This is a genomic window from Ciceribacter sichuanensis, from assembly GCF_024055605.1.
In the GTDB taxonomy this organism is placed as follows: Bacteria; Pseudomonadota; Alphaproteobacteria; order Rhizobiales; family Rhizobiaceae; genus Allorhizobium; species Allorhizobium sichuanense.
The window spans coordinates 475,290-500,586 of record NZ_JAMXLX010000002.1; the positions used below are offsets into that span (position 1 = coordinate 475,290).

A 25,297-nucleotide genomic window follows, 5' to 3' on the forward strand; every position below is an offset into this window, starting at 1 on the left:
CATTCGTTTTTCGGCCGCGGAACCATGCCGCCAAGCCGACCGATCTTTGTGACACCCCGGATGCTAGTCACTTTGAATAATACCGTCTACGTTAATTAATGTATTGTTTGATGCATCTATTGCATCAATTGGAAACCGCCGCTGCAGCCCTGGTTCTCAGGAGTGTCAGGAACCCGTTCAGCGCCGGGTTGTCGTTGTTGCGTCGCCAGGCAACGGAGAGCGTCACCGGCTGCGGCAGGCTCAACTCGACCTCACGGATGACCATGGATTCGAATTGCAGTTGGCGGGCGGATTCGGGAACGAGTGCGATACCCAGCCCGGCCTGCACCAGCGCCAGGATCGCATGGATCTGGGACATGTAATGAATGTAACGCGGGGTGACCCCGACAGACAGGAACACGGCGGCCAGCAGGTCATAGAAATAACGCGCCTCGACAGGTGAATAGCCGATGCAGGTTTCCTGATCGAAGTCCTGCGCCGTGATCGTGCGCCGGCGGGCAAGAGGGTGGTCTATAGGAATGGCGCAGACCAGTTTTTCCCGCGCAACCACAAAGAAATCAAGCTCCTCATGCCCAACCACCGGGCGCATGAGCCCGACATCGATCTGTCCGGAAGACAGCGCTTCCAGCTGCTCCTGAGTCACCATTTCCTTAAGCGTGAAATCGATGTTGCGCAGCGGCACCTTCGCCGCGGTCAACAGTTGCGGCAAAAAGCTGTAGCTCGCGGATGCGGTGAAGCCCACGGCCAGCGCGCCATCCCTGCCCTCGGCAATGCGTCTCGCCGACAAAGACGCGCTCTCGGCGAGATTCAGGATCCGCCGGACCTCGATCAGAAAGGACCGACCGGCCGGCGTCAGCTTCACCGAGCGGCTGGACCGGTTGAGCAGCTCGACACCCACCTGATGCTCCAGCTGCTGGATCTGCCGGCTGAGCGGCGGCTGTGTCATGTGAAGGCGGGCAGCGGCACGTCCGAAATGCAGTTCGTCGGCCACGGCAGCAAAGCAGCGAAGGTGACTGAGTTCAAACATTGATGCTCCATACGTATCGAACAATGCTTATTTTTATGTCGATAGCATCAATTGTAAAGCCTATAAATTGTGCGACTGGCGCTTCTTGCCGAAGACCGCACAAACAAATGGGATTGAATTGATGAGCCGCATGACACCGCAGGAAATGGCCGGAGAGATTTCGAAAGGGCTTCTGTCCTTTCCGGTAACCCACTTCAACAAGACCGGTGCCTTCCAGCCCGAACCTTTCCGCGACCACCTCGAATGGCTGACCGGCTTCGGCCCGGCAACATTCTTCGCAGCCTGTGGCACGGGCGAGTTCTTCTCGCTTTCGCCGGCCGAAGTGGAGACCGTGACCCGCGTCGCCATCGACCAGATGAAGGGCCGCGTGCCGGTCATCGCCGGCGTCGGCTACGGCACGTCGATGGCCGTTGAAATGGCCGCCCGTGCGGAAGCGGCAGGCGCTGACGGCCTGCTGGTGCTGCCGCCCTACTTGATCACGCCGGAAAGCGCCGGGCTCGAAGCTCATGTCGAGGCGATCTGCGCCTCCACCAAGCTTGGCGTCACCATCTACAATCGCGACAACGCCATTCTGGACGAATACGCCCTGGCCCGTCTTGCGGAACGCTGCCCCAACCTAGTCGGCTACAAGGACGGCGTCGGCGACGTCGAACTGATGGTCCGCATCCAGAGCCTGCTCGAGGGGCGCCTGACCTTCATCGGCGGCCTGCCGACGGCAGAAACCTTCGCGCTGCCCTATCTGGACATGGGCGTAAACACCTATTCCTCGGCGATCTTCAACTTCGTGCCGAAGTTCGCCATGGACTTCCATGCTGCCGTGCTGCGTCGCGACCACGCGGCCATCATGCAGGGATTGCGCAATTTTGTTCTGCCCTATATCGAAATCAGGTCGCGTCGTCGTGGCTATGCCGTCTCGATCGTAAAGGCCGGATTGCGCGCCATGGGCCGGGATGCAGGCCCGGTTCGCTCTCCCCTGGTGGATCTCACGGAAGCTGAAATGTCGGAACTGACCGCATTGATCGAGGGCATCGAGACCAGCGCTCCGCTGTCCCGCCAGCCCGCGGACGCAAGCGCGTGACGCTTGCAGCCGAACCTCTTCTGACAGCACTTGCTGCTGTGGTCGGGACGGATCGGGTTTTGACCGATCCGGCCGATCTCGCACCCTATGAGACCGACTGGCGGGGCCACTTCAAGGGCAAGGCGCTCTGCGCCGTTCTGCCCGGCTCGACCGCTGAAGTGGCTGAAACCGTGAGGCTTTGCGCCCAGGCCGGCGTTGCGGTGGTTCCGCAGGGCGGCCGCACGGGACTGGTCGGCGGCGGCGTGCCCAACGATGCAGGCACCGCCGTCGTTCTTAATCTTGCGCGGATGAACAAGGTTCGGTCACTGGATGCCATGGCGATGACAATCGCCGTGGATGCCGGAATAACGCTTGCCGCAGCGCGTCAGCATGCGGCAACGGCGCAACTCAATCTGCCTATCCTGATCGGGTCGGAAGGTTCCGCCCAGATCGGCGGCGTCATCGGCACCAATGCCGGCGGCAGCAATGTTCTGCGCTACGGCATGACCCGCAATCTGGTCATGGGCCTCGAGGTCGTACTGCCGGACGGACGCATCTGGAACGGCATGCGCGCGCTGACCAAGGACAATACCGGTTACGCACTGCGCCACCTCTTCATCGGCAGCGAGGGCACGCTCGGCATCGTCACCGGCGCCGTGCTGCAACTGGCGCCGGAGCCGCAACGCACCACCACGGCATTCTGCCCGGTCGTCGACATCTCCTCCGCCCTGTCGCTCCTCGACAGCCTGCGCCGGGCGCATTTCGACGCACTGGTCGCCTTCGAATACATCAGCGCAGCAACCGTCGCGCTGATCGCGAAATATCGGCCGGAGCTTGCCTCGACCCTTTCCGTCACCACGGAAACCGGCGACTGCCTGTTGATCGAATTCGCCCATATGCGCGCTTCGGAAGAAGCCGCCGCAGAGATCGAAGCCGACCTTGGAAATGCATTCGAGCACGGCTGGATCACCGATGCCCTGATCGCCTCCAGCGAAACGCAGAGAAAGGCGATGTGGGCCTTCCGCGAGGCGATTTCCTTTGCGCAGAACGACGCCGGTTATTCCGTCAAGAACGATGTGTCCGTGCCGGTCGCGCGAATTCCGGATCTGCTGAGCGAAGCGACCGCAGCGGTTGCGGCCGTCACACCACTGGCACAGCCCATCTGCTACGGCCATCTCGGGGACGGCAACATCCATTTCAATTTCAGCCCCGCGACCCGGGAAGTATCGGGGGAACTGCGCACGCTCGAACCCGCCATTGTCGCGGCGTTGAACAGCGTGGTGCAGTCGCTCGACGGCAGCTTCTCGGCCGAGCACGGCATTGGCCAGGCAAAGGTCGAAACGCTGGCGAAGTTCCGCGCCGGAATGGAGCTGGAACTGATGCGGGCGATAAAGACGCTGCTTGATCCGGATAACAGAATGAACCCGGGCAAGGTCGTGTAAACGGCTGCCCGGAACTGAGACTAACGGAACCGGGACTGCTCGGAACCGATCATGATTGAATGAAAGATTTGGAGAAGAACATGACCTATCCCGCTCCCAAGATGTTCATCGCCGGTGTGTGGCGCGGCGCCAGCAACGGCGCTTCCCTGCCGGTCATCAACCCGGCAACGGAAGAAGTGATCGGTCAGGTACCGGTCGCAACCGAAGCAGACCTTGAAGAAGCGGTTGCCGCTGCCGTCGCCGGCTTCAAGATCTGGCGCGATGTCTCGGCCTTCGAGCGTTACAAGATCATGCGCAAGGCCGCCGAACTCATGCGCAGCCGCTCGCAGGAGATCATCCGCAACCTGACCATCGAACAGGGCAAGCCACTCGCCGAAGCCACCATCGAGACGCTCGCCTGCGCCGACGTCATCGACTGGCTGGCCGAAGAAGGCCGCCGCAACTACGGCCGCATTGTCCCGGCCCGCGCCACCAACGTACAGCAGTTGGTTATCCGCGAGCCGGTCGGCCCGGTCGCGGCCTTCACGCCGTGGAACTTCCCGCTGAACCAGGCGGTGCGCAAGATTTCCGCCGCGCTTGCCACCGGTTGCTCGGTCGTTATCAAGGCCCCGGAAGAGACTCCCGCCAGCGTCATGGCGCTGATCGCCGCCTTCGCCGATGCCGGCGTTCCCGATGGCGTCATCAATCTGGTCTTCGGTGTCCCGGCCCAGATCTCCGAATACTTGATCGCTCACCCGGACATTCGCAAGATCTCGTTCACCGGCTCGACCGCCGTCGGCAAGCAGCTGGCAGCACTGGCCGGCCTGCACATGAAGCGCAGCACCATGGAACTCGGCGGCCATGCCCCGGCCATCATCTTCGACGACGCCGATGTCGATCAGGCCGCCAAGCTGCTCGGCTTCAGCAAGTACCGCAACGCCGGTCAGGTCTGCGTCTCACCGACCCGCTTTCTGGTTCATGAGAACGTCTACGAACGCTTCCTCGAGGGCCTCATGGCGGTCGCGAAGAACATCAAGGTCGGTAACGGTCTGGACGAAGGCACCAATATGGGCCCGCTCGCCCATGACCGCCGTATTCCGGCGATGGAAACGCTGGTAGCCGACGCCCGCGCCAAGGGCGCCGAGATTGCCTTGGGCGGCGAACGTCTGAACAGCAAGGGCTATTTCTTCCAGCCGACGGTCATCACCAACCTGCCTTCGGACGCACGCATCCTGAGCGAAGAGCCCTTCGGCCCGCTGGCGCCGATGATCCCGTTCCGCGATACGGAAGCGGTGATAGAGGAAGCCAACCGGTTGCCCTACGGCCTCGCCGCCTATGCCTTCACCTCTGCGGCGGAAACCCGCGCGCTTCTGGCCAAAAAGGTCGAGGTCGGCATGCTGACGATCAACCATCTCGGCCTCGCCCTTCCGGAAATCCCCTTCGGCGGCATCAAGGATTCCGGCCAGGGCTCCGAAGGGGGCACCGAGGCGTTGGACGCCTACGTCAACACGAAACTGGTGACGGAAGCCATCTGAGGCTTCCTGTCGCGAACCTCTTGAAATGAATGCTGGCCGCGGGACGATTGTTCTTCGCGGCCTGACGAAATGACGATGAGTATCCCCACCCCATCATCGTCCGGCGGTTTGACCGCCTTTCAGGCAGAAGCGGCTAAGGCAGCTTCTGCCTTCTTTTTTGGGCCTTCAGCAAGGAGAAAGAGATACGAGCGCGCGGCATCGCCTCTCTTTGACAAGCTTTGCAAGCCTCGGTGACAAGCCAAGGAAGGGATGTGAAAGCGGCGCGACAGAAGCCGGTCAGGCATGGTACCGGAAAAGACCGTGCGATCGACAATCCGTCGAAATGAAAACGAAGGAAATACTTGTGAAAACCACTGCCACCGCCATTACCATCGTCCTTCCAGTCATCCTCGCGGCCCTGCCCTCCAATGCCGCACTCTCAGGCTTCTACGACAGCGGTGAGCAGATCAACCTCATCCTTTCGAGCAAGGAAGTCGCCGACGCCGTGCGTCAGGCACCGATCGGCGCGATTTCCAACACCGGCACGCGCAAGGGCGGCGCCCATGAGTGGACCATCCGCGTGCAGGAATGCGATCTCAAGGTCTATCTGACCCCGATTCCGCCGAAGGGAACTGGCAAGACCACCTACGAACTCGACGCCACAGGGAAATGCGAGTGAACGCATGAACTGGCATCGGCGGGATGGATCGCACGACCATATACGGTGTCTTGCGAATACCATCGCCGCCGCTGGATTTGCCCGAGATCCTGCCTCAGGATCGATATTCGACCGCCTTACCACGGCCCGAGAGGCAATTCCGGCAAAGGTGTACCGGGGCAGGAGAGCTGGCTCGGGAAATCTGAACAGCTTGAGGACATACCTCCACACTTACTGTTCGAGCGCGTAAGTGATGTTGACGGTCACGGTGTAGCTGTTTTCGCCGCTGGCCACCGGCACCGCGTCAGCTGCCATTTCCTTGGCCATGGCGACGCGATACATCGGCTGGGCCATGGGGCGGGCGAAGTTTTCGCTGATCTCGATGACGCGTCCGAGGCGCACACCGGCCGCTTCCGTCAAAACCTTCGCCTTTTCGGCAGCTTCGGCCACCGCTTTCTGGCGGGCTTCCGTCACGGCATTCTTCGGATCGTCATTGCCGAAGACGATGTTGCCACCCTGGTTGACGCCGAGCTTGACGCTCGCATCAATCAGGCCACCCAGCTTCGACAGGTCCCGCACCTTCACGGCAAGAGAGTTGGTGGCGAGGTAGCCGTCGATTTCCGGCGCCTGATAGCTGCCGTCGGTGGCCTTGTCCTGACGGTATTGCGGCTGCACAGAGAAATCGGAAGTCTGCAGGTCGCGTTCCGCGATGCCCTTTTCCTTGAGATCCGCAAGGACCTTCACCATGGCCTCGTTATTGGCCTTCATCGCTTCCTCGGCCGTCTTCGCCTGGCGCACGACACTCAGCGTCATCGTGGCCATGTCAGGCGCAAGCGTGGTTTCGCCTTCGCCGGAGACGATAATGGTGGCCTCGCGCTTTTCCTGCTCGGCGCTCCATGCCGACTGAGGCGCAATCAGAGTGGTGGTGGTGATCATTGCTGCGAGGGCAAGGCCCCCGATCTTGCTGCTGGTCATCGTGTTTCCCTTTGATGAAGCGTCCCTATCCCATGCCTTGTTGACTTGTGATTGTGAAGCCATTGCGGCAAAGGCTTGTGGGTATGTACGAATTGCGTTAGAGCGAACCGACCGTTGCGGGAGCCATTGCCCGCACGACCGCCCCTCACTCGGGCAGGGCCTGTAGCTCAATGGTTAGAGCCGGCGGCTCATAACCGCTTGGTTGGGGGTTCGAGTCCCTCCGGGCCCACCATTTCACGTGCATGCACTTGATTTTTAAGCACTGAATATGGGCAAGCAAGAGGTTACACGACTGGGAAACCGACCCGTTTTTCCCGTGGCAGACACAATTTCCCGAATCCGCTACGAACTTTCCGAGTGACGCGCGCCCTAAACTCCATTGCAAAAGTGGAGAACAGGCATGTGCGATCTCCGCAATCCGACGACGAATCGGGAGGTCCCCTTAGTCTCCCCGTCATCCACAAATCGGCGGCAGGCTTGGCGGTTGGAACAACCGTCAACAGCCCGCCACCGGTAACTCCTCCGATTAGTAACGGATGATCGGGCAACCGCGCACGTTGGCGAAGACCATGCGGTCGAAATCGCCGTGCCGGACGCCGCCCACGACCACGCGGCGCGGGGTCACGTCATGCACGCGGGCACGGTGCAGGCCATTCCAGCGGGCCTTTTCGACAGCCTCGCCCGGGAAGCAGCCGCCGCGTGGGCGCTGATGACGACGCTCGTAGCCGTTATGGCCGCCACGACCGTAATCCATGTCATAGCCGGGACCATCATAGCGGAAGCGCCAGCCATCGGCGGCAGCCGTGGAAACGGTGGCGAACGTCGCGCCCAGCGCGATCAAGGCTGCAAGGCCGGTCTTTGCAAAAACACCCATCATTGTCTGTCTCCTCATCTGGGAACTTCGTTGGTCATTCCCGCCTGCTTCAGCGATTGAGGAGAGACTATGCGGCACCGCCTGAATGCGATCCGAACCGACCGTTCAGTCTTCATTCATGCCCGAATACACACCGAAACTACGGGGAGATCCGAAGCTGGACGCCGTGCAATTCGAACAGGAACGCGGTGAGAAAGTTACCCCGAGTGATTTGAAAACAACCAGAGAGACCTTGAAGAGCGGTCCGGCTCTCAGCGGAAATGTCTCAAGGCCCGCAATGCAACACGATCTCACGACGGTGCGGCCGGTTGCGATGTTCAAAGAGGTAGATTCCCTGCCATGTCCCCAAAAGCAACCGCCCTTGACTGTAGGGAATGCCGATGGAAACCTGCGTCAGGGCCGCCTTGATATGGGCCGGCATGTCATCCCGTCCCTCGTCCCTGTGGGAGATCCAACGCATTGACACATCGTCGGACGGAGGCACGAGACGAGCGAAAAATGCCTTGAGATCACGTTGCACCGACGGGTCCGCATTCTCCTGAATGACCAGAGAACACGAAGTATGGCGGACAAACACTGTCATCAGCCCTTCCTGCACTCCTGAAGCGCCGAGAAACGCCTCCACCGCGTCGGTGAATTCGTAGAGCCCCTGCCCTTTCGTCGCGATATTTATCATTCTCAGCGCCACGGCTTCATTTCCTCTCGTTAGTCAAACCGACACAATCCAGTAAGAAAATTGCCAGCGAGAAAATCGATAGACAGCAATAAAAACGGAAACTCCTCGAGTACTAAAAATCTTTATCAATCATCAAGTAGAAATAAAATTTAGAAAACCCTAATTAGAACGAATGTATGAAACAAAAATCACGAAAAATGCTGGAACTTAATAAGAGTAAATCTATAATCGGATAGATTATGAGCAGTTTATTATATCCGGCGGAACTTTTATGCAGTCTGCAACACAAAATCTCCGGGATATGGACCGACTGAGGGAACTCGGAACCTATCACATCTACGGCACACCTTCCGAAAGCGAATATGACCATATCGTGCGCCTCACCGCCGAGCTGTTCGAGGCGCCAGTGGCTTTGATCAATATGGTTGGCCGCGATCAGGTCTGGGTAAAGGCTCGGGTCGGCATAGATGCGCAGACGGTGCCTTGCGAGCTTGCATTTTGCAGCCACGCGATCCTGGAAAAAACGCCGATGATCGTACCGGATCTCGCCTCAGACAACCGTTTTTCCGAAAATCCACTGGTTGCGGCGGAAAATGGCTTCCGCTTCTACGCAGGCGCACCGCTGATTTCGTCGGAAGGCTATGGGATCGGGACGCTTTGCATTCTCGACATGGCGCCTCGCCCTCCCCTGAACAAGCTTCAGGCTCGCCGACTGCAGGATCTGGCGCAACTCGTCATGGACAAGCTGGAACAGCGCAGACTGTCACGGCTGGAGGTGATCGCCTCGAAGCTCATGGCGGCGACATCGGACGCAGTGGTCGTCACCGACGAACATCGCAACATAGCAGCTTGGAACCCGGCAGCCGAGGCAATCTTGGGCTATAGCGCCGAAGAAACAATAGCCCGCCCGCTGCCGGAAATCATCGCCGGCATATCGGGGGATGCCGAGCTTCAGGCAATGCTGGACAGCGTATCGGCTGATGGCCATGGCCATTCCGGATCCATGGAATTCACGGCTCACCACCGGCACGGGCAGGAAATCACCATTTCCGTGTCCGTAGCCGCCTGGCGCGACGAAAAACTGGGCCTTTCCGGCTTCGGCGCGATCATTCGCGACGTGACCCAGCAGCGGATGGCCGACCGGCGCATTTCCTTCCTCGCCCATCACGACGAACTCACAGGCCTCGCCAATCGCAACAGCCTGCACCAGCAACTCGAAAACCTGCTCCACAGCGCACGCCGGGCAAAAACCTCCATCGCACTCTTCCGCATCGACCTCGATCGCTTCAAGATCATCAACGAGACACTCGGGCACCGGGTTGGGGATGCGCTCTTGAAGCAGGTCGCGCATCGGTTCGGTATGATCGCCGAACAGGGCGACATTGTCGCGCGTCTCGATGGCGACGAATTCGCGATCGTCCGTCGCGCGCCCGGGAACCGGAAAAACATGCGGCTTTTCGCCGAGGCGATCCTCTCCGCACTCGTCGAACCATTCGAGGTTAACGGCCACCTGGTGTCCGCCAGCGCGAGCCTTGGCATCGCGGTCTATCCCGATCAGGCCGCCGATTGCGACACGCTGCTCAATCATGCCGACCTTGCAATGTACCGGACCAAGATCGAGGGGCGTAACGGCTTCCACTTCTTCGAGCCCGGCATGGATGGCCAGACACTCGCCAAGCGCGGGCTGGAAAGGGATCTGCGCGGTGCGTTGCAGCGCGGCGAGTTCGAAGTGCATTATCAGCCGCAGATCGATCTCCTGACCGGCCGAATGACCGGCGCGGAAGCGCTTCTGCGATGGCGCCACCCGGTTCATGGACTTGTCAGCCCTGCGGACTTCATCCCCATTGCGGAATCGACCGGTCTCATCCTCCCGATCGGTCGGTGGGTCATGGAAACGGCCTGCCGTGACTTTGCGGCGCACATGTCCGGCCTCAGACTTGCGGTCAATCTCTCCGCCGTACAGTTTCTCCGCAGCGACGTGGTGGCGCTCGTCAGGGAGGCGCTGCGCTCCTCCGGCCTTCCCGGCAGCCGTCTGGAGATAGAAATCACCGAATCCCTGCTTCTGGAAAAGGATTCGAACACTCTCGACGCCCTGAAGGCGCTCAAGGAAATGGGCGTCGGCATTGCACTCGACGACTTCGGCACGGGCTATTCCTCGCTGAGCTACCTGCGCAGCTTCCCCTTCGACACGATCAAGATCGACAGGAGCTTTGTGAAGGACGCCGACACCAACTCCGATTGCGCGGCGATTCTGGAAGCGATCTCCGCTCTCAGCGCCACACTCGACCTGACGACCGTTGCCGAGGGCATCGAAACGGAAGGGCAACTCGCCCACATGAAGAACCTCGGCTACCAATGCGGTCAGGGTTACCTGTTCGGCAAGCCGATGCCGCTTGAAGACCTCGTCCATATGACGGCCGGGTTGGGCATTCCGGCATGACGGCACGACGGAGGCCTTAACACCTTGAATCTACGCATCGGTCCGAAAATCGATTCCGATTTTCGGACCGATGCGCTAGTCTCCGCTCCATCTGAGAGAGGAGACAGCATGACCGCCGACAAGACCGACCTGCTCGCCATCATTGATGCCCAGGAGGCAAAGCTGGTTTTCCCTGTATTCGACGAGGAAACGGCAATCGAAATCGGAAAGCGGCTTTTGAAGCGTGCGCGGCATGACAAAGCCCCGGTGGTCATCAACATTCGCACGCCCGACCGGGTGCTCTTCCATGCCGCCCTGCCCGGCTCCTCGCCGGACAACGACCATTGGGCGCGCCGCAAGAGCAACGTCACCCTGCGCTTTCACAAGGCCTCCATGCGGATCGGGGAAAGCTATCGCCAGAAAGGGCGCACGGTCGGCCCGGACTACGGGCTCGATCCGTTCGATTATGCCGTCCATGGCGGAAGTTTTCCGGTGCGCGTCGCCGGCACCGGCGTCGTCGCCGCTATCACGGTCTCGGGCTTGGCCTCCGAAGAGGACCACGCGATGATCGTCGACGTTCTGGAAGATTATCTCAAGTGAGGGGCAACGGCGCTCAAAGCGCCGTCGAGAGATAAAGGCTGAGGCGGGAGAAACGCTCGCCTTCCCTTTCAAATACCATGACGCAGGGAAGCGAAGCGGTCTCTCCGCCCGAGACTTCCATCGTGCCATCGACCACACCACGAAAACCGCTTTCATCGACCATCACCACACTGTTGGCGAAGCGGGCATCATGACGCAGCAGATAGGCGGCAAGCGTGTCGCGTAGCGATTCGATGCCGATGACGCGCATGCCATCCGGCATGTCCAACGCCGCATCGTCATCGAAGAAGCCGGAGAGCGAGGCCAGATCGCGCCGGTTCAGCGCATCCAGCACCCCGGAGATCTGTTGCTTTAGAGACATTGGCACTTCCTCCTTCTTCCTCGGACAAGAGCAATTAGGGCCGGATGCCTGCCCGACAAGGGACCGGGTCACGATGGATCCTGCTCCAGCAGGCGGCGAGCGGTGGCGAGCACCGCGTCCGTCAGGACCTTGAGCGCGGGTCCGGCCGACCGGCTCCAGTGCCAGTAGAGCGGAACGTCCAGCGGGCAATCCGGCATAAGCGTTGCCAGTCTGCCGCTGGCGATCGCATTACCGACGAGGATTTCCGGGTTCATTCCCCAGCCTACGCCTGCCATCGTCGCATCGACGAAGCCATGCGACGATGGCAGCCAGTGGGTCGGCGGTGAAATATCCGCCGCGAAAGCCTGCGCCAGCCAACGGGATTGCAGTGTATCCTTTATGTTGAAGGTCATCGTCGGCGCGACAGCCAGCCGCTCGGGTGTCACGCCATCAGGAAACCAGCGCGTCATGAAGGCGGGACTGGCGGTTGCAAGATAGCGCAAGCGACCGAGATAGCGGCAATCGCAGCCCTGTACCGCCTGCGGTGAACCGGTGACGGCAGCCCGCACCTCGCCGCGCCGCAGCCAGCCGGCGCTGTGATCCTGATCGTCCAGCACCAGATCGTAAAGAAAGGCGTCGACTGAAGCCATGGCTGGCACGAACCACGTGGCGAGGCTGTCGGCGTTGACCGCAAGCCGCAAGCTCGGCGTTTTTGCCATGCCCTCGAATGCACCGAGATCACGGCCAAGCCCCGCTTCGAGCAGGGCGACCTCCTCCGCATGGCGGAAAAGCCTTTGGCCGGCCGACGTCGGTTGACATGGCTGTCCGCGCACCACCAGCACCGCGCCCACCCTCTCCTCCAGCGTCTTGATCCGCTGGGAAATCGCCGAGGGCGTCAGCCCCAGCTGTCGCCCCGCCTTCTCGAACGAGCCAGTCCGAAGAATGGCTGAAAGAGCGGCAAGGTGATCGTAATCCAGCACGAGATTAATTTTCCTAATCATATGTAAGGAGATTTAATTTTTCTAATTCGGAGCGACAGGCTAGTCAATCCCGACCCATCTTAACCCAAACCGGGATCTTCATGACCGCCTCAACCTCTGCCGCCCTCGCGGGCTTTCTGCTTGGCCTCAGCCTCATCGTTGCCATCGGTGCCCAGAACGCCTTCGTTCTGCGTCAGGGTTTACAGGGCCGTCACGTCCTCGCCGTCTGCCTCACCTGCGCCGTTTCGGACGCGTTGCTGATTGCCGCCGGTGTCGGCGGGTTCGCCACCGTAATTGCCGGCATCGGCTGGCTCGATCCCCTGCTTCGCTATGGCGGTGCCGCCTTTCTGGCCTTCTATGGCTTGCGCAGCCTGCGCTCCGCAGCCAGCGGCAATAGCGCGCTGGCGGTGCGGGGTGATGCAGAACAGAGCCTTGCGGCAGCGTTTATTACCTGTCTGGCGCTGACATGGCTGAATCCGCATGTCTATCTCGACACCGTCGTCCTGCTCGGCTCGATCTCCACGCATTACCCCGGCGAGGAGCCCGCCTTCGCCGTCGGCGCGGCAGGAGCCTCCTTCCTCTTCTTCTTCTCGCTCGGTTATGGCGCCCGCCTGCTTCGTCCCATCTTCGCCCGCCGTACCGCCTGGCGGATCCTCGACGGCTTGATTGCGCTGGTCATGGGAAGCATCGCCTTCAACCTCGTATCGAACGGTTGATGCGCGAAACCTGCCCGATAGGCACCCGAGGCAAAGCGGTGTAGACCTGTCGCCAGCATATTCTGTCAGGGCAAACCATGTTCCTCACCAATCACGATCTGGTCGATCTGATCGACCTTCGCCGCGATCTTCATCGCCATCCCGAAATCTCCGGCGAGGAGAATTGGACGGCCGCGCGCATCGTCTCCTTTCTCTCCCCCCTGAAGCCTGCAAGGATACTCACCGGCCTCGGTGGCCACGGCGTTGCCGCCGTCTTCGAGGGAGCGGCATCAGGCCCGACGCTTCTATTCCGCTGCGAGCTGGATGCCCTCCCGATCGAGGAAAAATCCGCAGCCGCCTACCGCTCGGCCATTCCAGGCAAGGGCCATCTCTGCGGCCATGACGGTCATTCGACCATCATGACGGCGCTCGCCCTCGGTCTCTCACGCCGGTTGCCGAAACGCGGCCGCGTCGTGCTGCTGTTCCAGCCGGCGGAGGAAACCGGAGCGGGCGCGGCAGCCGTCATCGCAGATCCGCAATTCAGCGGCATCACGCCGGACCTCGCCTTCTCGCAGCACAATCTGCCGGGTCTTCCGCTTGGCCATGTCTCGATCAAATCAGGACCGGTGAACTGCGCATCGCGCGGCATGCGCATCGCCCTTTCCGGCAAGACGGCCCATGCCTCGCAGCCGGAAACCGGTATTTCCCCCATGTCCGCCATCGCAGCCCTGATGCCGGCGTTGACGGGTCTGTCGCGTAGCGCACCGCCTGCCCTCGACTTCCGGCTGGCGACAGTTACCCATGCTTCGCTCGGCGAAAAAGCCTTCGGCATAGCGCCCGGCGATGGCGAGATCTGGGTGACGCTTCGCACCCTGACTGACGACGGCATGGACAAACTCTGCAGCGAAGCGGAGGCGCTGGCCCGTTCAGCCGCCGAAGATGGGAACCTCGGCCTAGACATCTCCTATGACGACATCTTCCTGCATTGCGAAAACGCGCCGGAAGCCGTCGATCACCTGATCCGCGCGCTCGATGCCGAAGGCGTCTCCCATGACGAACGCAATCTGCCGATGCGGGGCTCGGAAGATTTCGGCCGCTTCCGCGCCATCGCCCCCTCAGCCATGTTCTTCCTCGGCTCCGGCGAAACTCACCCCGCCCTTCACAATCCGGACTACGACTTCCCCGAAGACCTGATCGCCATCGGCGCAAGGATCTTCATGCGGGTGGTGCGGGATATATTAGATTAGCGGAAATTCGGCTGGCGGCCGCTTAACGGTAGCGGTCAATGCCATGCTTTTTCCATTCGCTACGCGGGACGGGCGCCCCGACGGCAAAACTGAAATCGACGACCCGCGTCGCGTCATCGTCTACCGTGCAGCGCATGGCGAGATTGTACCATTCACCGTTCCAGTCGCCGAAAGCTACCTGCGGAGCTTTAATAACGTTGCCGGACCTCAGATTGAACTCTGGAGCCCACTTAATATCCCTTGAAGGAGAAGCTTGAGAAAGCTGGGCTTTCAATTCCGTTCCACAAAGTCTGTTAATGCGCTCCCCACGGCTTTCCCCGGCCATGGCTGACATAGCGACCAAATCATCGGCCACCGACGCTGAATAAATGCGCTTTACCGGTTTCGGGACCAACTGAACCTCAGCCTCCGCCGTGCCGTCCGCTTTTGTCGGTTTGGCCGGTTTCGGCGGCGGCGGCGCGGCGAGTGCCAGCGCCTGATCGGTCGGAAACTCCGTCTCGCCTTCCTCGGTCGCGCCCCCATCAGCGGGCTGCTCGACGCTTTCCGCCGTGTCTTCAGGCTCGGCCTCGTCCGGCGCCTCGTCGGTCTTCGCCGCCTCAGGCTCCTGCTTTTCCTCTACTGGCGGTGTTTCCACCGACTTATCAGCTTCTTTCTCCTCAGCATTGCCGCGAAGATCTACACGCGTGCCGCTATCCTTCTCGCCAAACAAGGTCGCAGGATTGAGCACGGGTATGGTCGGCGGAGGTTCCTCTACCTTTTTCTCTTCGACGGGCGGCGGAGGTGGCGGTGGCGGAGGCGGCGGAGGTGGTGGTGGTTCAGCCGCCTTTTCCTCTTCCTGCTTGGGCTCCTCGGCCGACTTCTCTTCCTCAGGCGGCGGCACCAGTTCTACCGCAACGCTCTCTTCTTCCTGAGGCAGTTCCGGCAAGGCGGGGAGCTTCATCAGGAACACGACAAGGACAATGAGATGCAAGGCAACGGAAAGCACGAGCCCTCTGCCCCATCTGTCCAGGAATCTTGTCGGTTTCTCTTGCATGAGACGAAGGAAGTCCACTCACTTTACCGGAGATGTGGTCCCAAACCGGTGCGTCATCAAGTGACAAATTCGCAAGCCCCCGTGAAATGCGATACCTTCTCGGAACGGGAAGCATCCTGAAACGCGTCAATTTCCCCTTCGAAACACCTTGCGGCCGGAAGAATCCGGCAAGGGAAGAGACCTGTCGCCTGGATTCCAATTGCCGATAATAGTCGAAGTAGAGAATTTTCGACCGCCATGTTCACCTTGATGAGCATGGCCTTTGCCGACGTGACACGGAAAACCTGTAATGATCCCACCCATCATCCGATCAACAGGAGAACGATCATGAGCCTGCGCATCAACCAGACCGCCCCCGATTTCACGGCTGAAACCACCCAGGGCACCATCCAGTTTCACGACTGGATCGGCGACAACTGGGCCGTTCTCTTTTCCCATCCGAAGAACTTCACGCCGGTCTGCACCACCGAACTCGGCACCATGGCCGGCCTCGAAGGCGAATTCCGCAAGCGCGACGTCAAGATCATAGGCATCTCCGTCGATCCGGTCGAAAGCCACGGCAAGTGGAAGCAGGACATCCGGGTCGCAACCGGCTTCGACGTCGAATATCCGCTGATCGGCGACAAGGACCTCAAGGTCGCCAAGCTCTATGACATGCTGCCCGAGGAAGCCGGCAACAGCTCGGAAGGCCGCACACCCGCCGACAATGCCACCGTTCGCTCGGTCTACGTCATCGGCCCGGACAAGAAGATCAAGCTGATCCTCACCTATCCGATGACCACCGGCCGTAACTTCGACGAGATCCTGCGCGCCATCGACTCGATCCAGCTGACCGCCAGGCATCAGGTCGCGACACCCGCCAACTGGAAGCAGGGCGACGACGTCATCATCACCGCCGCCGTCTCCAACGAAGACGCCATCGCCCGCTTCGGCTCCTTCGACACCGTCCTGCCCTACCTTCGCAAGACCAGGCAGCCGAGTGCCTGAACGAGAAGCACAATAACGATATCCCGCCGCATGAATTCGGCGGGATATCTATTGGAAACGCGATTTTCGCACATAACCTCGCTTCATGTGGCAATCCACAACGGGCTGGACGAAAGCGAAAAAGAGGCATATGAGAAAGCCGCTCCCGCCAGAGGGAGCCGTAAGCGTCTGACGTTAGGCTACGCATATCAATCCGGATCATCCAGGTGATGACGATGATATGTGAAGTGCCGTCGCGGGATGATCCAATAAATTGGAAATTTCATCATGAAGCTTGCACGTCTGCCTGCACGCTACGCAGGAATCCTTATGCCCTTGGTCCTCTCGATATTGATGACATTCGTCGTTTCCGGTGTCTCGACTGTGAAGATGATCGGATTTCACCCGGAGATCATCTCCTTCTGGATGCCGGCATGGGGGATCTCGTGGCTGATCGCATTTCCAACTTTGCTCGGCGCAATCCCGGTCGCCCGGCGGATCGTTCAGGCGGTAACCCGTCCAGCCTGACAAAAAGCCCGGTCTGCTATTTGCAGACCGGGCCTCTCAAGCATTGACTTGAATATTCTCAGCTGTCGAGGAAGGAGCGCAGCTTGCGGCTTCGGCTCGGATGCTTCAGCTTTCGCAGAGCCTTGGCCTCGATCTGGCGGATACGTTCACGGGTAACCGAGAACTGCTGGCCAACTTCTTCGAGCGTGTGGTCCGTGTTCATGCCGATACCGAAGCGCATGCGAAGGACACGCTCCTCGCGCGGCGTCAGCGAGGCGAGAACGCGGGTCGTGGTCTCGCGCAGGTTCGCCTGGATGGCGGCATCGATCGGCAGAAGCGCGTTCTTGTCCTCGATGAAATCGCCGAGGTGTGAATCTTCTTCGTCACCCACCGGGGTTTCGAGAGAGATCGGCTCCTTGGCGATCTTCAGGACCTTGCGGACCTTTTCGAGCGGCATGGCGAGCTTTTCGGCCAGTTCTTCCGGCGTCGGCTCACGACCGATCTCATGCAGCATCTGGCGCGAGGTCCGGACGATCTTGTTAATCGTCTCGATCATGTGCACCGGAATACGGATCGTGCGGGCCTGGTCGGCGATCGAACGGGTGATCGCCTGCCTGATCCACCAGGTCGCATAGGTCGAGAACTTGTAACCGCGGCGGTATTCGAACTTGTCAACCGCCTTCATCAGGCCGATATTGCCTTCCTGAATGAGGTCAAGGAACTGCAGACCGCGGTTCGTGTACTTCTTGGCGATCGAGATAACCAGACGGAGGTTGGCTTCCACCATCTCCTTCTTGGCGATGCGGGCTTCGCGTTCGCCCTTCTGCACCATCGATACGATACGGCGGAATTCGGTGATCGAAATGCCGGTTTCGGTGGCCAGATTCTGGATCTCGCCGCGAATGTCGCGGATCGTCTGGTTCTCTTCCTTGGCGAATTCCTTCCAGCCGCGGCCAGCGAGGTTGCCGATCGACTTCATCCAGTTCGGATCGAGTTCGGCACCCTGATACTGCTCGAGGAAGGCTTCGCGCTTGACGCCATAGCTTTCGGCGAGGCGCAGCAGACGGCCCTCGTTCTGCATCAGGCGCTTGGAGATGTCGTAGAGCTGCTCGACGAGGCTGTCGACACGGTTCTGGTTGAGGGACAGCGACTTCACCGCGGTGATCAGCTGGTCCTTCAGTTCCTTGTAACGCCGCTCCTGACCGGAAGACAGCGTGCCGGCACAGGCCAGACGGGCTTCCACCTGCTGGTCCTGCAGCTTGCGCAGCTTCTTGTAGGTATCGGCGATGGTGTCGAGGGTCTCCATGACCTGCGGACGCAGTTCCGCTTCCATGGCGGCGAGCGACAGGTTCGATTCGTCCTCGTCCTCTTCCTCTTCTTCCGGCGGCATGCCGTCGCCGCCGATGGCGGTGATGTCATCGTCTTCGGAACCGGCAGCCTGCGGACGGCGCTTGGCGCGTTCCCTTTCCTTTTCTTCGGCCGCCTTGCGGTCAGCCTCGATCTTTTCCGGGCTCTGGAACTGCGGAGCAGCCTTGGCTTCCGGACCGGAATAGGTGGTTTCGAGATCGATGATCTCGCGCAGCAGCGTGGTGCCTTCGTTGAGTTCGTCGCGCCAGATAATCAGCGCCTGGAAGGTCAGCGGGCTCTCACAGAGACCGGAGATCATCGTCTCGCGACCGGCCTCAATGCGCTTGGCGATAGCGATTTCGCCCTCACGCGACAGAAGCTCGACCGAACCCATTTCGCGCAGATACATGCGCACCGGGTCGTCGGTACGGTCGGTGGGTTCTTTCTTCTTCGCGGTCGCAAGCGCCGTGCCGGAGGTCGGGGCGAGTTCGCCGCCTTCGCTCTCGCCGTCTTCGCTGTCGTCGCCGTCTTCGGAGGCGGTAGCCTCCTCGGCTTCCTCATCCTCGATGACGTTGATGCCCATGTCCGACAGCATGGCCATCGTGTCCTCGATCTGCTCGGAGGTGACTTCCTCCGACGGCAGAACCGAGTTCAGCTCATCCATGGTGACGTAGCCGCGCTTCTTGGCGGCTTTGATCATCTTTTTGACCGCGTCATCCGAAAGGTCGAGAAGCGGACCATCCGTTGCGCCATCGCGTTCGTTGTCTGCTTCTTCGTTTTCTTTGACTTTGGATGCCATCTAATTCGTCGCTTTCCCTGACGTCTGATCTTGCCGCGCGCTGCAAGGCGGATAGGCTGCCCCCGCGGCCCCTGCCCGCTGCAATACAGTCAATGACCTAACGGAATGTTGCTTAATTCCCGATTAACTATGGGCGTCGAGACCATTGGGCCGAGCCCCGTTTTTTCTGCATGACCGGTCATGGTACGAGAGTTCCGCATGAACCTACTTCACCCTTGTATGCCTGAAATGGTGATTCCCACAATTTTCTCTGGCGTCAAGCTCTTCCGACATCAAAACCCAAAGAAAAGCGGGGAAATCCAACCGTTCCGCATAATAGTGGCCGATTGGCCCTGATGTAGGTCAGTTGCCGCAGGAAACAAGGGGCGAGCGCCGTTTGCCTCAGCCTCACTCGATAGAACCAGCCCCGGCCCCGCGACCGACTGCGAAGCCATGACGCACGCCCATCCGCCTCGGCTTCCGTATCAAACCGGCACTGGCCGCTCGAATCGCTTCTACGCAACGCCCGCGGACACCCCCTAGACACCGTGACCGGTAGCCGCTCCCTTGACCCGTCCCGACATGACCCCGAAACCATCGATGATCGCTTCCTGGTTTTCCATCCGGGTCACCTCCTGCTGCACCTGGTGCAGCGCACCGATAAGCTGGCCGATACGGTCGCCGTCCTCGGCTTCGGTCGCTTCCGCCACCTCTCGCTCCAGTTCCATCCGTTGCCGCCTGAGCGCCTTGGCCCGTTTGTGCAGGGAATGCGCCTGGCGATAGGCCTCGCGCGCATCCTCGGGGGCCGCGATCTCTGTCGCGACCCAGAGGCGGGCATTGCGGATCTGCTGGTCGAGGCTTTTGATCACGGCCCCGTGCCCCTGCTCTTCCAGCCGCGCGATCAGCTTTTCCCGCGTCAGCTCCGATGCCGCGCCGGCGGCAGCCGTGAGCAGCGAAGACCAGAGCTTCTGCAAGTCGCGATTTTCGTAATCGATCGAGGCGATCTCGTCATACTCGTCCTGCAGAAGCTGCGGATGATTGACAATGGTAAGCGCCAGCACGCTCTCCCTGAGCGCCGGCTGCTCCTGATGTCCCTTGACGAGACCGGAACGCGCCAGACGGTCCGAAATCCCACCGCCGATAGCAGAGTAGCCACCGGGAGGCCGACCACCCCGGCCATTGTCGCGACCGCGCCCGCCGCGGTTGCCGTCGAACCCGCCACGCCTTTCGCCGCGATTGTTTGACGTGCCCTGAAAGAAGGCGTTCAGCCTGTCGCGGACATCCTGCTGGTAATGCCGCCTGACATTCTCGTCGGCGATCACGGAGATGACCTGCTTCATCCGTGCCTCGAGCTCGGCGCGCTTTTCCGGCGTGTCGTATTGCCCGGCTCCCGCCTCGCGCAGCCAGACCATCTCGGCGAGCGGCCGCGCTTCCGAAAGCACCTTGTCGAAGGGTGTGCGGCCGTCCTGTTTTACGAGATCGTCAGGATCCTTACCGTCCGGCAGCATGGCGAAGCGCACGGACTTTCCGGGCTTCAGATGCGGAAGCGCAAGGTCCACCGCCCTGAATGCCGCCCGCTGGCCGGCTCCATCGCCGTCGAAGCAGAGCATTGGCACCGGCGTCAGCTTCCACATCAGATCGAGCTGGTTCTCGGTCAGCGCCGTACCCAACGGAGCAACAGCGTTCTCGATACCCGCCTGATACAGCGCGATCACGTCCATATAGCCTTCCACGGCGATGATCGTGTCGGCCCCGCCGGCGCCTTGAAGGGAACGGCGCGCACGGGAGAAATTGAAAAGGACGTTGCCCTTGTGGAAGAGCTCGGTCTCCGGTGAGTTCATGTATTTCGCCATCGCGTCCTGCGCCATGGCGCGACCGCCAAAGGCGATCACCCTGTCGCGTGAGGACAGGATCGGAAACATGATGCGATCGCGGAAATAATCGTAGGAGACCGGGATATCAGGCCCGTGGCGAACCAGTCCGCAAGCCTCGATCTGTTCCTTCGGCACGCCCTTGGAAGCGAGATATTCCTTGAGCGCGTTGCGGCTCTCCGGTGCATATCCCAGCCGGAAAGTCTCGATCGTGCGCCCGGACAAGCCGCGCTCACGCAGGTAGGCGCGCGCCCTTGCGCCGTTGGCGGTCTGGAGCTGGTCCTGGAAGAACTGGGTCGCCAACTCCATAACATCGAGCAGCGTCGTGCGCTCGCGTTCGCGCTGCTGTGCCTGTATGTCGGGCTTCGGCATGGGCACGCCCGCCATCTCCGCCACCTGCTCCACGGCCTCGGGAAAGCTCAACCCTTCGAGATCGGTAAGAAAGCGGAAATGGTCGCCGGTCACGCCGCAACCGAAGCAGTGATAACGGCCCTTGCGGTCTTCGCAGTGGAAGCTCGGGCTCTTCTCGCCATGGAACGGGCAGCAGGCCCAATAGTCGCCACGCGGGACATTGGTCTTCTTGCGATCCCAGGACACGCGACGGCCGATCACGGCCGAAATCGGCACGCGGTCGCGGATCTCGTCAAGAAACTCGTTGGAAAAGCGCATCATGTCCTCAGGCTAGCCATTTCCATATAGGCCGGCATTTCGCGGAACGCTACCAGCGTCTGCACCCATACCCGCTATTCACAGGCTGGACGGAGACCCGGACGTCCAAAACAAAAGGCCCCGCCCGAAGGCGGAGCCCACGTTTTCCCGGCCAATAAAGGCCGTTTACTTCAGCAGATCCTTCACCATGCCAGAAGCCTTGGCGAAATCCATCTGGCCGGGATAGCGGTCCTTAAGCAACGCGATGCACTTGCCCATGTCCCTGAGACCCTGGGCGCCGACTTCCTGAATGGCGGCGGCGGCGGCATCCTTCACCTTCTCGTCGGAAAGCTGTTCCGGCATGAAGGTCTTGATGATGGCGATTTCCTCGCGCTCCTGCTCGGCAAGTTCGGGCCGCGCATTTTCGGCATAGATCTTCGCCGACTCTTCGCGCTGCTTGATCATCTTGGTCAGGATCTGCATGATATCGTCGTCACTGACGGGGTCCTTGCCCGCGCCGCGATTGGCGATATCTCGATCCTTGATTGCAGCCTGGATCAGCCGCACGGTGGACGTACGGCGCGTATCCTTGGCCTTGAGGGATTCCTTCAGGGAATCGGCGAGTCTGTCGCGCATCATCTTCCTTCTCCACGGAAAAGCCGGCCTGCAGGCTTCACCAATTGTGGCTTTTCCTTGTCATTTTCGCCGAAGCAATAGCCAGTCCCGGAGGCTCGCGCAAATCAATTACACAACCCATTGAAATACATGGGAGTTAATCCAGCGCAAAGAATTGACCGTCGGGATCGATCCGTCTATTTTCCGGCACCTGCACGAAAATTGTCATCAGGGCCGAACGCGCGCGTATTCGCGCGTCCTCGATCTGCGACATAAATGGCCATCGCCTCCCGTTCCTTCAAGGACCGGCGGTTTGCGGCCGGACAAGGAACGAACATGACCTCGACAGCCCCATGGAGCACCCGCAAGCCGACCGCCCTCCTCGTCCTCGCCGACGGCACGGTCATCGAAGGACAGGGTATAGGCGCAACCGGCAAGGTCCAGGCAGAAGTCTGCTTCAACACCGCGCTCACCGGATATGAGGAAATCCTCACAGACCCCTCCTATCTCGGCCAGATCGTCACCTTCACCTTCCCCCATATCGGCAATGTCGGCACCAACGAGGAAGACATCGAGGACCTGACGCCCGCCGCCCGGCGCGGTGCGGTCGGCGTCATCTTCAAGGCCGATATCACCGATCCGTCAAACTATCGCGCCGCCAAGCATCTCGACGCCTGGCTCAAGGCCCGCGGCATCATCGGCCTGAGCGGCATCGACACCCGTGCGCTGACCGCCTGGATCCGCGAGCACGGCGCGCCGAACGCGGTCATCGCCCATGACCCGAACGGCGTTTTCGACGTCGATGCGCTGAAGGCCGAAGCCAAGGCCTGGAGCGGCCTCGTCGGTCTCGACCTCGCCATCGAGGCAACCTCCGGACAGTCTTCTGAATGGAAGGAAAAGCCCTGGGTCTGGAACGAAGGCTACAGCGAGCTTGCCGCCGGTGACGTGAAATATCACGTCGTCTGCCTCGACTACGGCGTGAAGCGTAACATCCTGCGCCTCTTCACCGGCCTCAACTGCCGCGTGACTGTCGTCCCGGCCAAGACTTCGGCTGAAGACATTCTCGCCCTCAATCCCGATGGCATCTTCCTGTCGAACGGCCCGGGCGACCCGGCCGCCACCGGCGAATATGCCGTTCCGGTCATTCGCAAGCTGGTGGAAAGCGGCCTGCCGGTCTTCGGCATCTGCCTCGGTCACCAGATGCTGGCGCTCGCGCTCGGCGGCACCACCGTCAAAATGCACCAGGGTCACCACGGCGCGAACCATCCGGTCAAGGACTACACCACCAACAAGGTGGAAATCGTCTCGATGAACCACGGCTTCGCAGTCGACAAGAACAGCCTGCCGGAAGGCGTTGAGGAGACTCACGTTTCCCTGTTCGACGGCTCCAACTGCGGCCTGCGTCTCGCCGGCAAGCCTGTCTTCTCGGTGCAGCACCACCCCGAGGCCTCGCCCGGCCCGCAGGACAGCCACTACCTCTTCCGCCGCTTCATCAACATGGTGCGCGAGAAAAAGGGCGAGCCGGCTCTGGCAGAGCGTTGATCGGACTCACAGATTAGAGACAGCGATGCGGCCCGGTTAACCCCGGGCCGTTTTCATTTCGAAGCGTACCTTCTGGAAAAACCGCAGGCACAGCATCACCGAAGCGGTGAATAGGCCGATCAGGAAGCCGATCCAGATGCCGATGCCGCCATAGCCCATCGGGAAGGCGATGAACCAGGCCAGGAAGAAGCCGACGGGCCAGTAGGCGATCAGCGCCAGCAGCATCGGCACCCGCGCATCCTTGAGCCCACGCAACAGGCCCGACGCAATCGCCTGCAGACCATCGACCAACTGGAAAATGCCGGCGATAACCACGAGCGGCACGGCAAAATCGAGCACAGCTGCAGCATCCGGGGTATGGGCATTGATAAAGGCGCCGCTCAATTCGCGGGGCATCATGTAAAAGAGCACCCCGCCCGCAATCGATATCAGGCTGGCAATCCCGAGCACCGTGATGGCCGCCCGCATCAAGTCGGGATAGTTGCCGCGTCCGTGCGCAAGGCCGATCCGGACGGTTGCGGCCTGCGACAGCCCGAGCGGAAGCATGAAGGCAATCGAGGTGAGTTGAAGCGCAATACCATGCGCGGCAAGCTCGACCGTGCCGATCTTGCCCATCAGCAGCGACGCCGCCGCAAACAGGCTGACCTCCGCCAGAACAGTCACGCTGATCGGCAGGCCGAGATGCACGACATCCCAGAGCGCATGCCAATCCGGTCGCCAGAAGCGAACGAAAAGCTCGTAGCGGCGCGTCTCCTCGCGTGTCTCGATGTAGGCGACCATGAACAGGAAGCTCGCCCACTGCACTGTGACAGCAACGATGGCAGCACCCGTCATGCCGAGAGCCGGCAGTCCGAAATGGCCAAGCACCAGCGCATAGGCAAGTACCGCATTCATCACCAGAACGGTCAGCGTCACATAGAGGATGATGCCTGCCCTGCCCGTTGCACTCACAAGTGCACGCAACACGGCGAAAAGCAGCGCAGGCAGCAGGCCGAACTGCACGATCATTACGTAATGCGCGGCAAGTGCCGCCACTTCAGGCTTCTGGCCGAGCGCCAGCAGGATGGTCTCCGCATGGAAGAACAACGGCGCCGTCATCAGCGTGTAGGCAATCGACACCCACATGCCCATGCGGATCGAACGGCGCACGGATACGACGTCTCCGCGCCCATAGGCCTGTGCAACCATCGGAACCACAGCGATGGAGAAGCCGGAGCCGAAGATGAAGATCGTGAAGAAGAACTGTCCGGCCAGAACCATGGCTGCAAGCGACTGCGCGCCGAGCTGGCCGACGATCACCACATCCGTAGTATGAATGCCAAGCTGCGCAAGCTGGGCGCCGATCAAGGGAATTCCGAGCTGCAGCGTCGCGAGTATATGCGACCACCAGCTTGCTGCACCGGGCCTTGCGGACGAGATAGAGGCATGCGTATTCATGATGGCACCCAAGACGAAAAAAGCCGCTTCCAGAGATGACTGGCGAGCGGCGCGCGACTTTTGCATAGGG

General features: G+C 60.6%; 22 protein-coding genes and 1 tRNA gene. 12 read left to right on the forward strand and 11 right to left on the reverse strand.

Features of this window, described 5'->3' with window-relative positions; genetic code table 11:
* Positions 1-124 precede the first annotated feature (124 nt).
* The gene (locus tag NBH21_RS08575) at positions 125-1,027 is read right to left on the reverse strand and encodes a LysR family transcriptional regulator (protein ID WP_250915895.1); all 903 of its coding nucleotides are present in this window, start codon (positions 1,025-1,027) and stop codon (positions 125-127) included.
* A gap of 121 nt (positions 1,028-1,148) precedes the next feature.
* Between NBH21_RS08575 and kdgD the strand changes: the two genes are divergently transcribed.
* The 4 genes from kdgD (at position 1,149) to NBH21_RS08595 (ending at position 5,698) form a co-directional block, all read left to right on the forward strand.
* Positions 1,149-2,105: a 5-dehydro-4-deoxyglucarate dehydratase gene (kdgD, locus tag NBH21_RS08580; protein ID WP_250915894.1), complete on the forward strand. Its 957-nt coding sequence runs from the start codon at positions 1,149-1,151 to the stop codon at positions 2,103-2,105.
* Positions 2,102-3,526 carry an FAD-binding oxidoreductase gene (locus NBH21_RS08585; protein WP_250915893.1) on the forward strand — a complete coding sequence of 475 codons (1,425 nt, stop codon included), beginning with the start codon at positions 2,102-2,104 and terminating at the stop codon, positions 3,524-3,526. Before kdgD ends, NBH21_RS08585 begins: the two co-directional genes overlap by 4 nt.
* 80 nt (positions 3,527-3,606) lie before the next feature.
* A complete protein-coding gene (locus NBH21_RS08590; RefSeq protein WP_250915892.1) occupies positions 3,607-5,040 on the forward strand; it encodes an NAD-dependent succinate-semialdehyde dehydrogenase in 1,434 nt (477 codons plus the stop codon).
* 343 nt (positions 5,041-5,383) lie between these two features.
* Positions 5,384-5,698 carry a hypothetical protein gene (locus tag NBH21_RS08595; protein WP_250915891.1) on the forward strand — a complete coding sequence of 105 codons (315 nt, stop codon included), beginning with the start codon at positions 5,384-5,386 and terminating at the stop codon, positions 5,696-5,698.
* A gap of 210 nt (positions 5,699-5,908) precedes the next feature.
* On the opposite strand, the gene NBH21_RS08600 is transcribed toward NBH21_RS08595, so the two are convergent.
* Positions 5,909-6,652: an SIMPL domain-containing protein gene (locus tag NBH21_RS08600; RefSeq protein WP_250915890.1), complete on the reverse strand. Its 744-nt coding sequence runs from the start codon at positions 6,650-6,652 to the stop codon at positions 5,909-5,911.
* Between the two features lie 156 nt (positions 6,653-6,808).
* On the opposite strand from NBH21_RS08600, the gene NBH21_RS08605 reads away from it, so the two are divergent.
* Positions 6,809-6,884, forward strand: a tRNA-Ile gene (locus NBH21_RS08605).
* A 294-nt stretch (positions 6,885-7,178) separates the two neighbouring features.
* Here NBH21_RS08605 and NBH21_RS08610 read toward each other — a convergent pair.
* A complete protein-coding gene (locus NBH21_RS08610; RefSeq protein WP_250915889.1) occupies positions 7,179-7,529 on the reverse strand; it encodes a hypothetical protein in 351 nt (116 codons plus the stop codon).
* A 262-nt stretch (positions 7,530-7,791) separates the two neighbouring features.
* Complete coding sequence (locus NBH21_RS08615; protein ID WP_280925045.1) at positions 7,792-8,202, reverse strand: secondary thiamine-phosphate synthase enzyme YjbQ; 411 nt, start codon at positions 8,200-8,202, stop codon at positions 7,792-7,794.
* A 301-nt stretch (positions 8,203-8,503) separates the two neighbouring features.
* Here NBH21_RS08615 and NBH21_RS08620 point away from each other — a divergent pair, with 301 nt between their 5' ends.
* Together NBH21_RS08620 and NBH21_RS08625 are read left to right on the forward strand one after the other, a co-directional pair.
* Positions 8,504-10,642: a sensor domain-containing phosphodiesterase gene (locus NBH21_RS08620; RefSeq protein WP_250915887.1), complete on the forward strand. Its 2,139-nt coding sequence runs from the start codon at positions 8,504-8,506 to the stop codon at positions 10,640-10,642.
* Between the two features lie 108 nt (positions 10,643-10,750).
* Positions 10,751-11,221 (forward strand): heme-degrading domain-containing protein, encoded by a 471-nt coding sequence (locus tag NBH21_RS08625; protein WP_250915886.1) that lies wholly within the window; start codon positions 10,751-10,753, stop codon positions 11,219-11,221.
* 13 nt (positions 11,222-11,234) lie between these two features.
* On the opposite strand, the gene NBH21_RS08630 is transcribed toward NBH21_RS08625, so the two are convergent.
* Positions 11,235-11,582 (reverse strand): YybH family protein, encoded by a 348-nt coding sequence (locus NBH21_RS08630; protein ID WP_250915885.1) that lies wholly within the window; start codon positions 11,580-11,582, stop codon positions 11,235-11,237.
* A gap of 68 nt (positions 11,583-11,650) precedes the next feature.
* On the reverse strand, positions 11,651-12,541 hold the full coding sequence (locus NBH21_RS08635; protein WP_250915884.1) for a LysR family transcriptional regulator ArgP: 891 nt from the start codon (positions 12,539-12,541) through the stop codon (positions 11,651-11,653).
* Positions 12,542-12,642: 101 nt separating this feature from the next.
* On the opposite strand from NBH21_RS08635, the gene NBH21_RS08640 reads away from it, so the two are divergent.
* Together NBH21_RS08640 and NBH21_RS08645 are read left to right on the forward strand one after the other, a co-directional pair.
* Positions 12,643-13,257 (forward strand): LysE/ArgO family amino acid transporter, encoded by a 615-nt coding sequence (locus NBH21_RS08640; protein ID WP_250915883.1) that lies wholly within the window; start codon positions 12,643-12,645, stop codon positions 13,255-13,257.
* 77 nt (positions 13,258-13,334) lie between these two features.
* The gene (locus NBH21_RS08645) at positions 13,335-14,483 is read left to right on the forward strand and encodes an amidohydrolase (protein WP_250915882.1); all 1,149 of its coding nucleotides are present in this window, start codon (positions 13,335-13,337) and stop codon (positions 14,481-14,483) included.
* Positions 14,484-14,505: 22 nt separating this feature from the next.
* Here the strand turns inward: NBH21_RS08645 and NBH21_RS26155 are convergent, their stop codons facing one another.
* On the reverse strand, positions 14,506-15,468 hold the full coding sequence (locus tag NBH21_RS26155) for a DUF930 domain-containing protein (protein WP_250915881.1): 963 nt from the start codon (positions 15,466-15,468) through the stop codon (positions 14,506-14,508).
* A gap of 375 nt (positions 15,469-15,843) precedes the next feature.
* Between NBH21_RS26155 and NBH21_RS08655 the strand changes: the two genes are divergently transcribed.
* Together NBH21_RS08655 and NBH21_RS08660 are read left to right on the forward strand one after the other, a co-directional pair.
* Positions 15,844-16,503 carry a peroxiredoxin gene (locus NBH21_RS08655; protein WP_250915880.1) on the forward strand — a complete coding sequence of 220 codons (660 nt, stop codon included), beginning with the start codon at positions 15,844-15,846 and terminating at the stop codon, positions 16,501-16,503.
* Between the two features lie 267 nt (positions 16,504-16,770).
* A complete protein-coding gene (locus NBH21_RS08660; protein WP_250915879.1) occupies positions 16,771-17,010 on the forward strand; it encodes a DUF2798 domain-containing protein in 240 nt (79 codons plus the stop codon).
* Positions 17,011-17,068: 58 nt separating this feature from the next.
* On the opposite strand, the gene rpoD is transcribed toward NBH21_RS08660, so the two are convergent.
* The 3 genes from rpoD to NBH21_RS08675 form a co-directional block, all read right to left on the reverse strand.
* Positions 17,069-19,135 (reverse strand): RNA polymerase sigma factor RpoD, encoded by a 2,067-nt coding sequence (gene rpoD, locus NBH21_RS08665; RefSeq protein WP_250915878.1) that lies wholly within the window; start codon positions 19,133-19,135, stop codon positions 17,069-17,071.
* A gap of 518 nt (positions 19,136-19,653) precedes the next feature.
* On the reverse strand, positions 19,654-21,654 hold the full coding sequence (gene dnaG, locus NBH21_RS08670; RefSeq protein WP_250916411.1) for a DNA primase: 2,001 nt from the start codon (positions 21,652-21,654) through the stop codon (positions 19,654-19,656).
* Between the two features lie 165 nt (positions 21,655-21,819).
* Entirely contained in the window at positions 21,820-22,272 is a 453-nt protein-coding gene (locus NBH21_RS08675) for a GatB/YqeY domain-containing protein (protein WP_425340393.1), read from the reverse strand.
* A 312-nt stretch (positions 22,273-22,584) separates the two neighbouring features.
* On the opposite strand from NBH21_RS08675, the gene carA reads away from it, so the two are divergent.
* Positions 22,585-23,790, forward strand: a complete 1,206-nt coding sequence (carA, locus tag NBH21_RS08680) for a glutamine-hydrolyzing carbamoyl-phosphate synthase small subunit (RefSeq protein ID WP_250915877.1) — start codon at positions 22,585-22,587, stop codon at positions 23,788-23,790.
* A gap of 36 nt (positions 23,791-23,826) precedes the next feature.
* Here the strand turns inward: carA and NBH21_RS08685 are convergent, their stop codons facing one another.
* Positions 23,827-25,227: an MATE family efflux transporter gene (locus tag NBH21_RS08685; RefSeq protein ID WP_250915876.1), complete on the reverse strand. Its 1,401-nt coding sequence runs from the start codon at positions 25,225-25,227 to the stop codon at positions 23,827-23,829.
* Positions 25,228-25,297 lie beyond the last annotated feature (70 nt).

Coding starts and splice junctions, on each gene's coding strand:
- NBH21_RS08575 (WP_250915895.1), bottom strand. CDS start 1,027: ATGTTTGAACTCAGTCACCTTCGCTGCTTTGCTGCCGTGGCCGACGAA.
- kdgD (WP_250915894.1), top strand. CDS start 1,149: ATGAGCCGCATGACACCGCAGGAAATGGCCGGAGAGATTTCGAAAGGG.
- NBH21_RS08590 (WP_250915892.1), top strand. CDS start 3,607: ATGACCTATCCCGCTCCCAAGATGTTCATCGCCGGTGTGTGGCGCGGC.
- NBH21_RS08600 (WP_250915890.1), bottom strand. CDS start 6,652: ATGACCAGCAGCAAGATCGGGGGCCTTGCCCTCGCAGCAATGATCACC.
- NBH21_RS08610 (WP_250915889.1), bottom strand. CDS start 7,529: ATGATGGGTGTTTTTGCAAAGACCGGCCTTGCAGCCTTGATCGCGCTG.
- NBH21_RS08615 (WP_280925045.1), bottom strand. CDS start 8,202: ATGATAAATATCGCGACGAAAGGGCAGGGGCTCTACGAATTCACCGAC.
- NBH21_RS08620 (WP_250915887.1), top strand. CDS start 8,504: ATGGACCGACTGAGGGAACTCGGAACCTATCACATCTACGGCACACCT.
- NBH21_RS08625 (WP_250915886.1), top strand. CDS start 10,751: ATGACCGCCGACAAGACCGACCTGCTCGCCATCATTGATGCCCAGGAG.
- NBH21_RS08630 (WP_250915885.1), bottom strand. CDS start 11,582: ATGTCTCTAAAGCAACAGATCTCCGGGGTGCTGGATGCGCTGAACCGG.
- NBH21_RS08640 (WP_250915883.1), top strand. CDS start 12,643: ATGACCGCCTCAACCTCTGCCGCCCTCGCGGGCTTTCTGCTTGGCCTC.
- NBH21_RS08645 (WP_250915882.1), top strand. CDS start 13,335: ATGTTCCTCACCAATCACGATCTGGTCGATCTGATCGACCTTCGCCGC.
- NBH21_RS08655 (WP_250915880.1), top strand. CDS start 15,844: ATGAGCCTGCGCATCAACCAGACCGCCCCCGATTTCACGGCTGAAACC.
- NBH21_RS08660 (WP_250915879.1), top strand. CDS start 16,771: ATGAAGCTTGCACGTCTGCCTGCACGCTACGCAGGAATCCTTATGCCC.
- rpoD (WP_250915878.1), bottom strand. CDS start 19,135: ATGGCATCCAAAGTCAAAGAAAACGAAGAAGCAGACAACGAACGCGAT.
- dnaG (WP_250916411.1), bottom strand. CDS start 21,654: ATGCGCTTTTCCAACGAGTTTCTTGACGAGATCCGCGACCGCGTGCCG.
- NBH21_RS08675 (WP_425340393.1), bottom strand. CDS start 22,272: ATGATGCGCGACAGACTCGCCGATTCCCTGAAGGAATCCCTCAAGGCC.
- carA (WP_250915877.1), top strand. CDS start 22,585: ATGACCTCGACAGCCCCATGGAGCACCCGCAAGCCGACCGCCCTCCTC.
- NBH21_RS08685 (WP_250915876.1), bottom strand. CDS start 25,227: ATGAATACGCATGCCTCTATCTCGTCCGCAAGGCCCGGTGCAGCAAGC.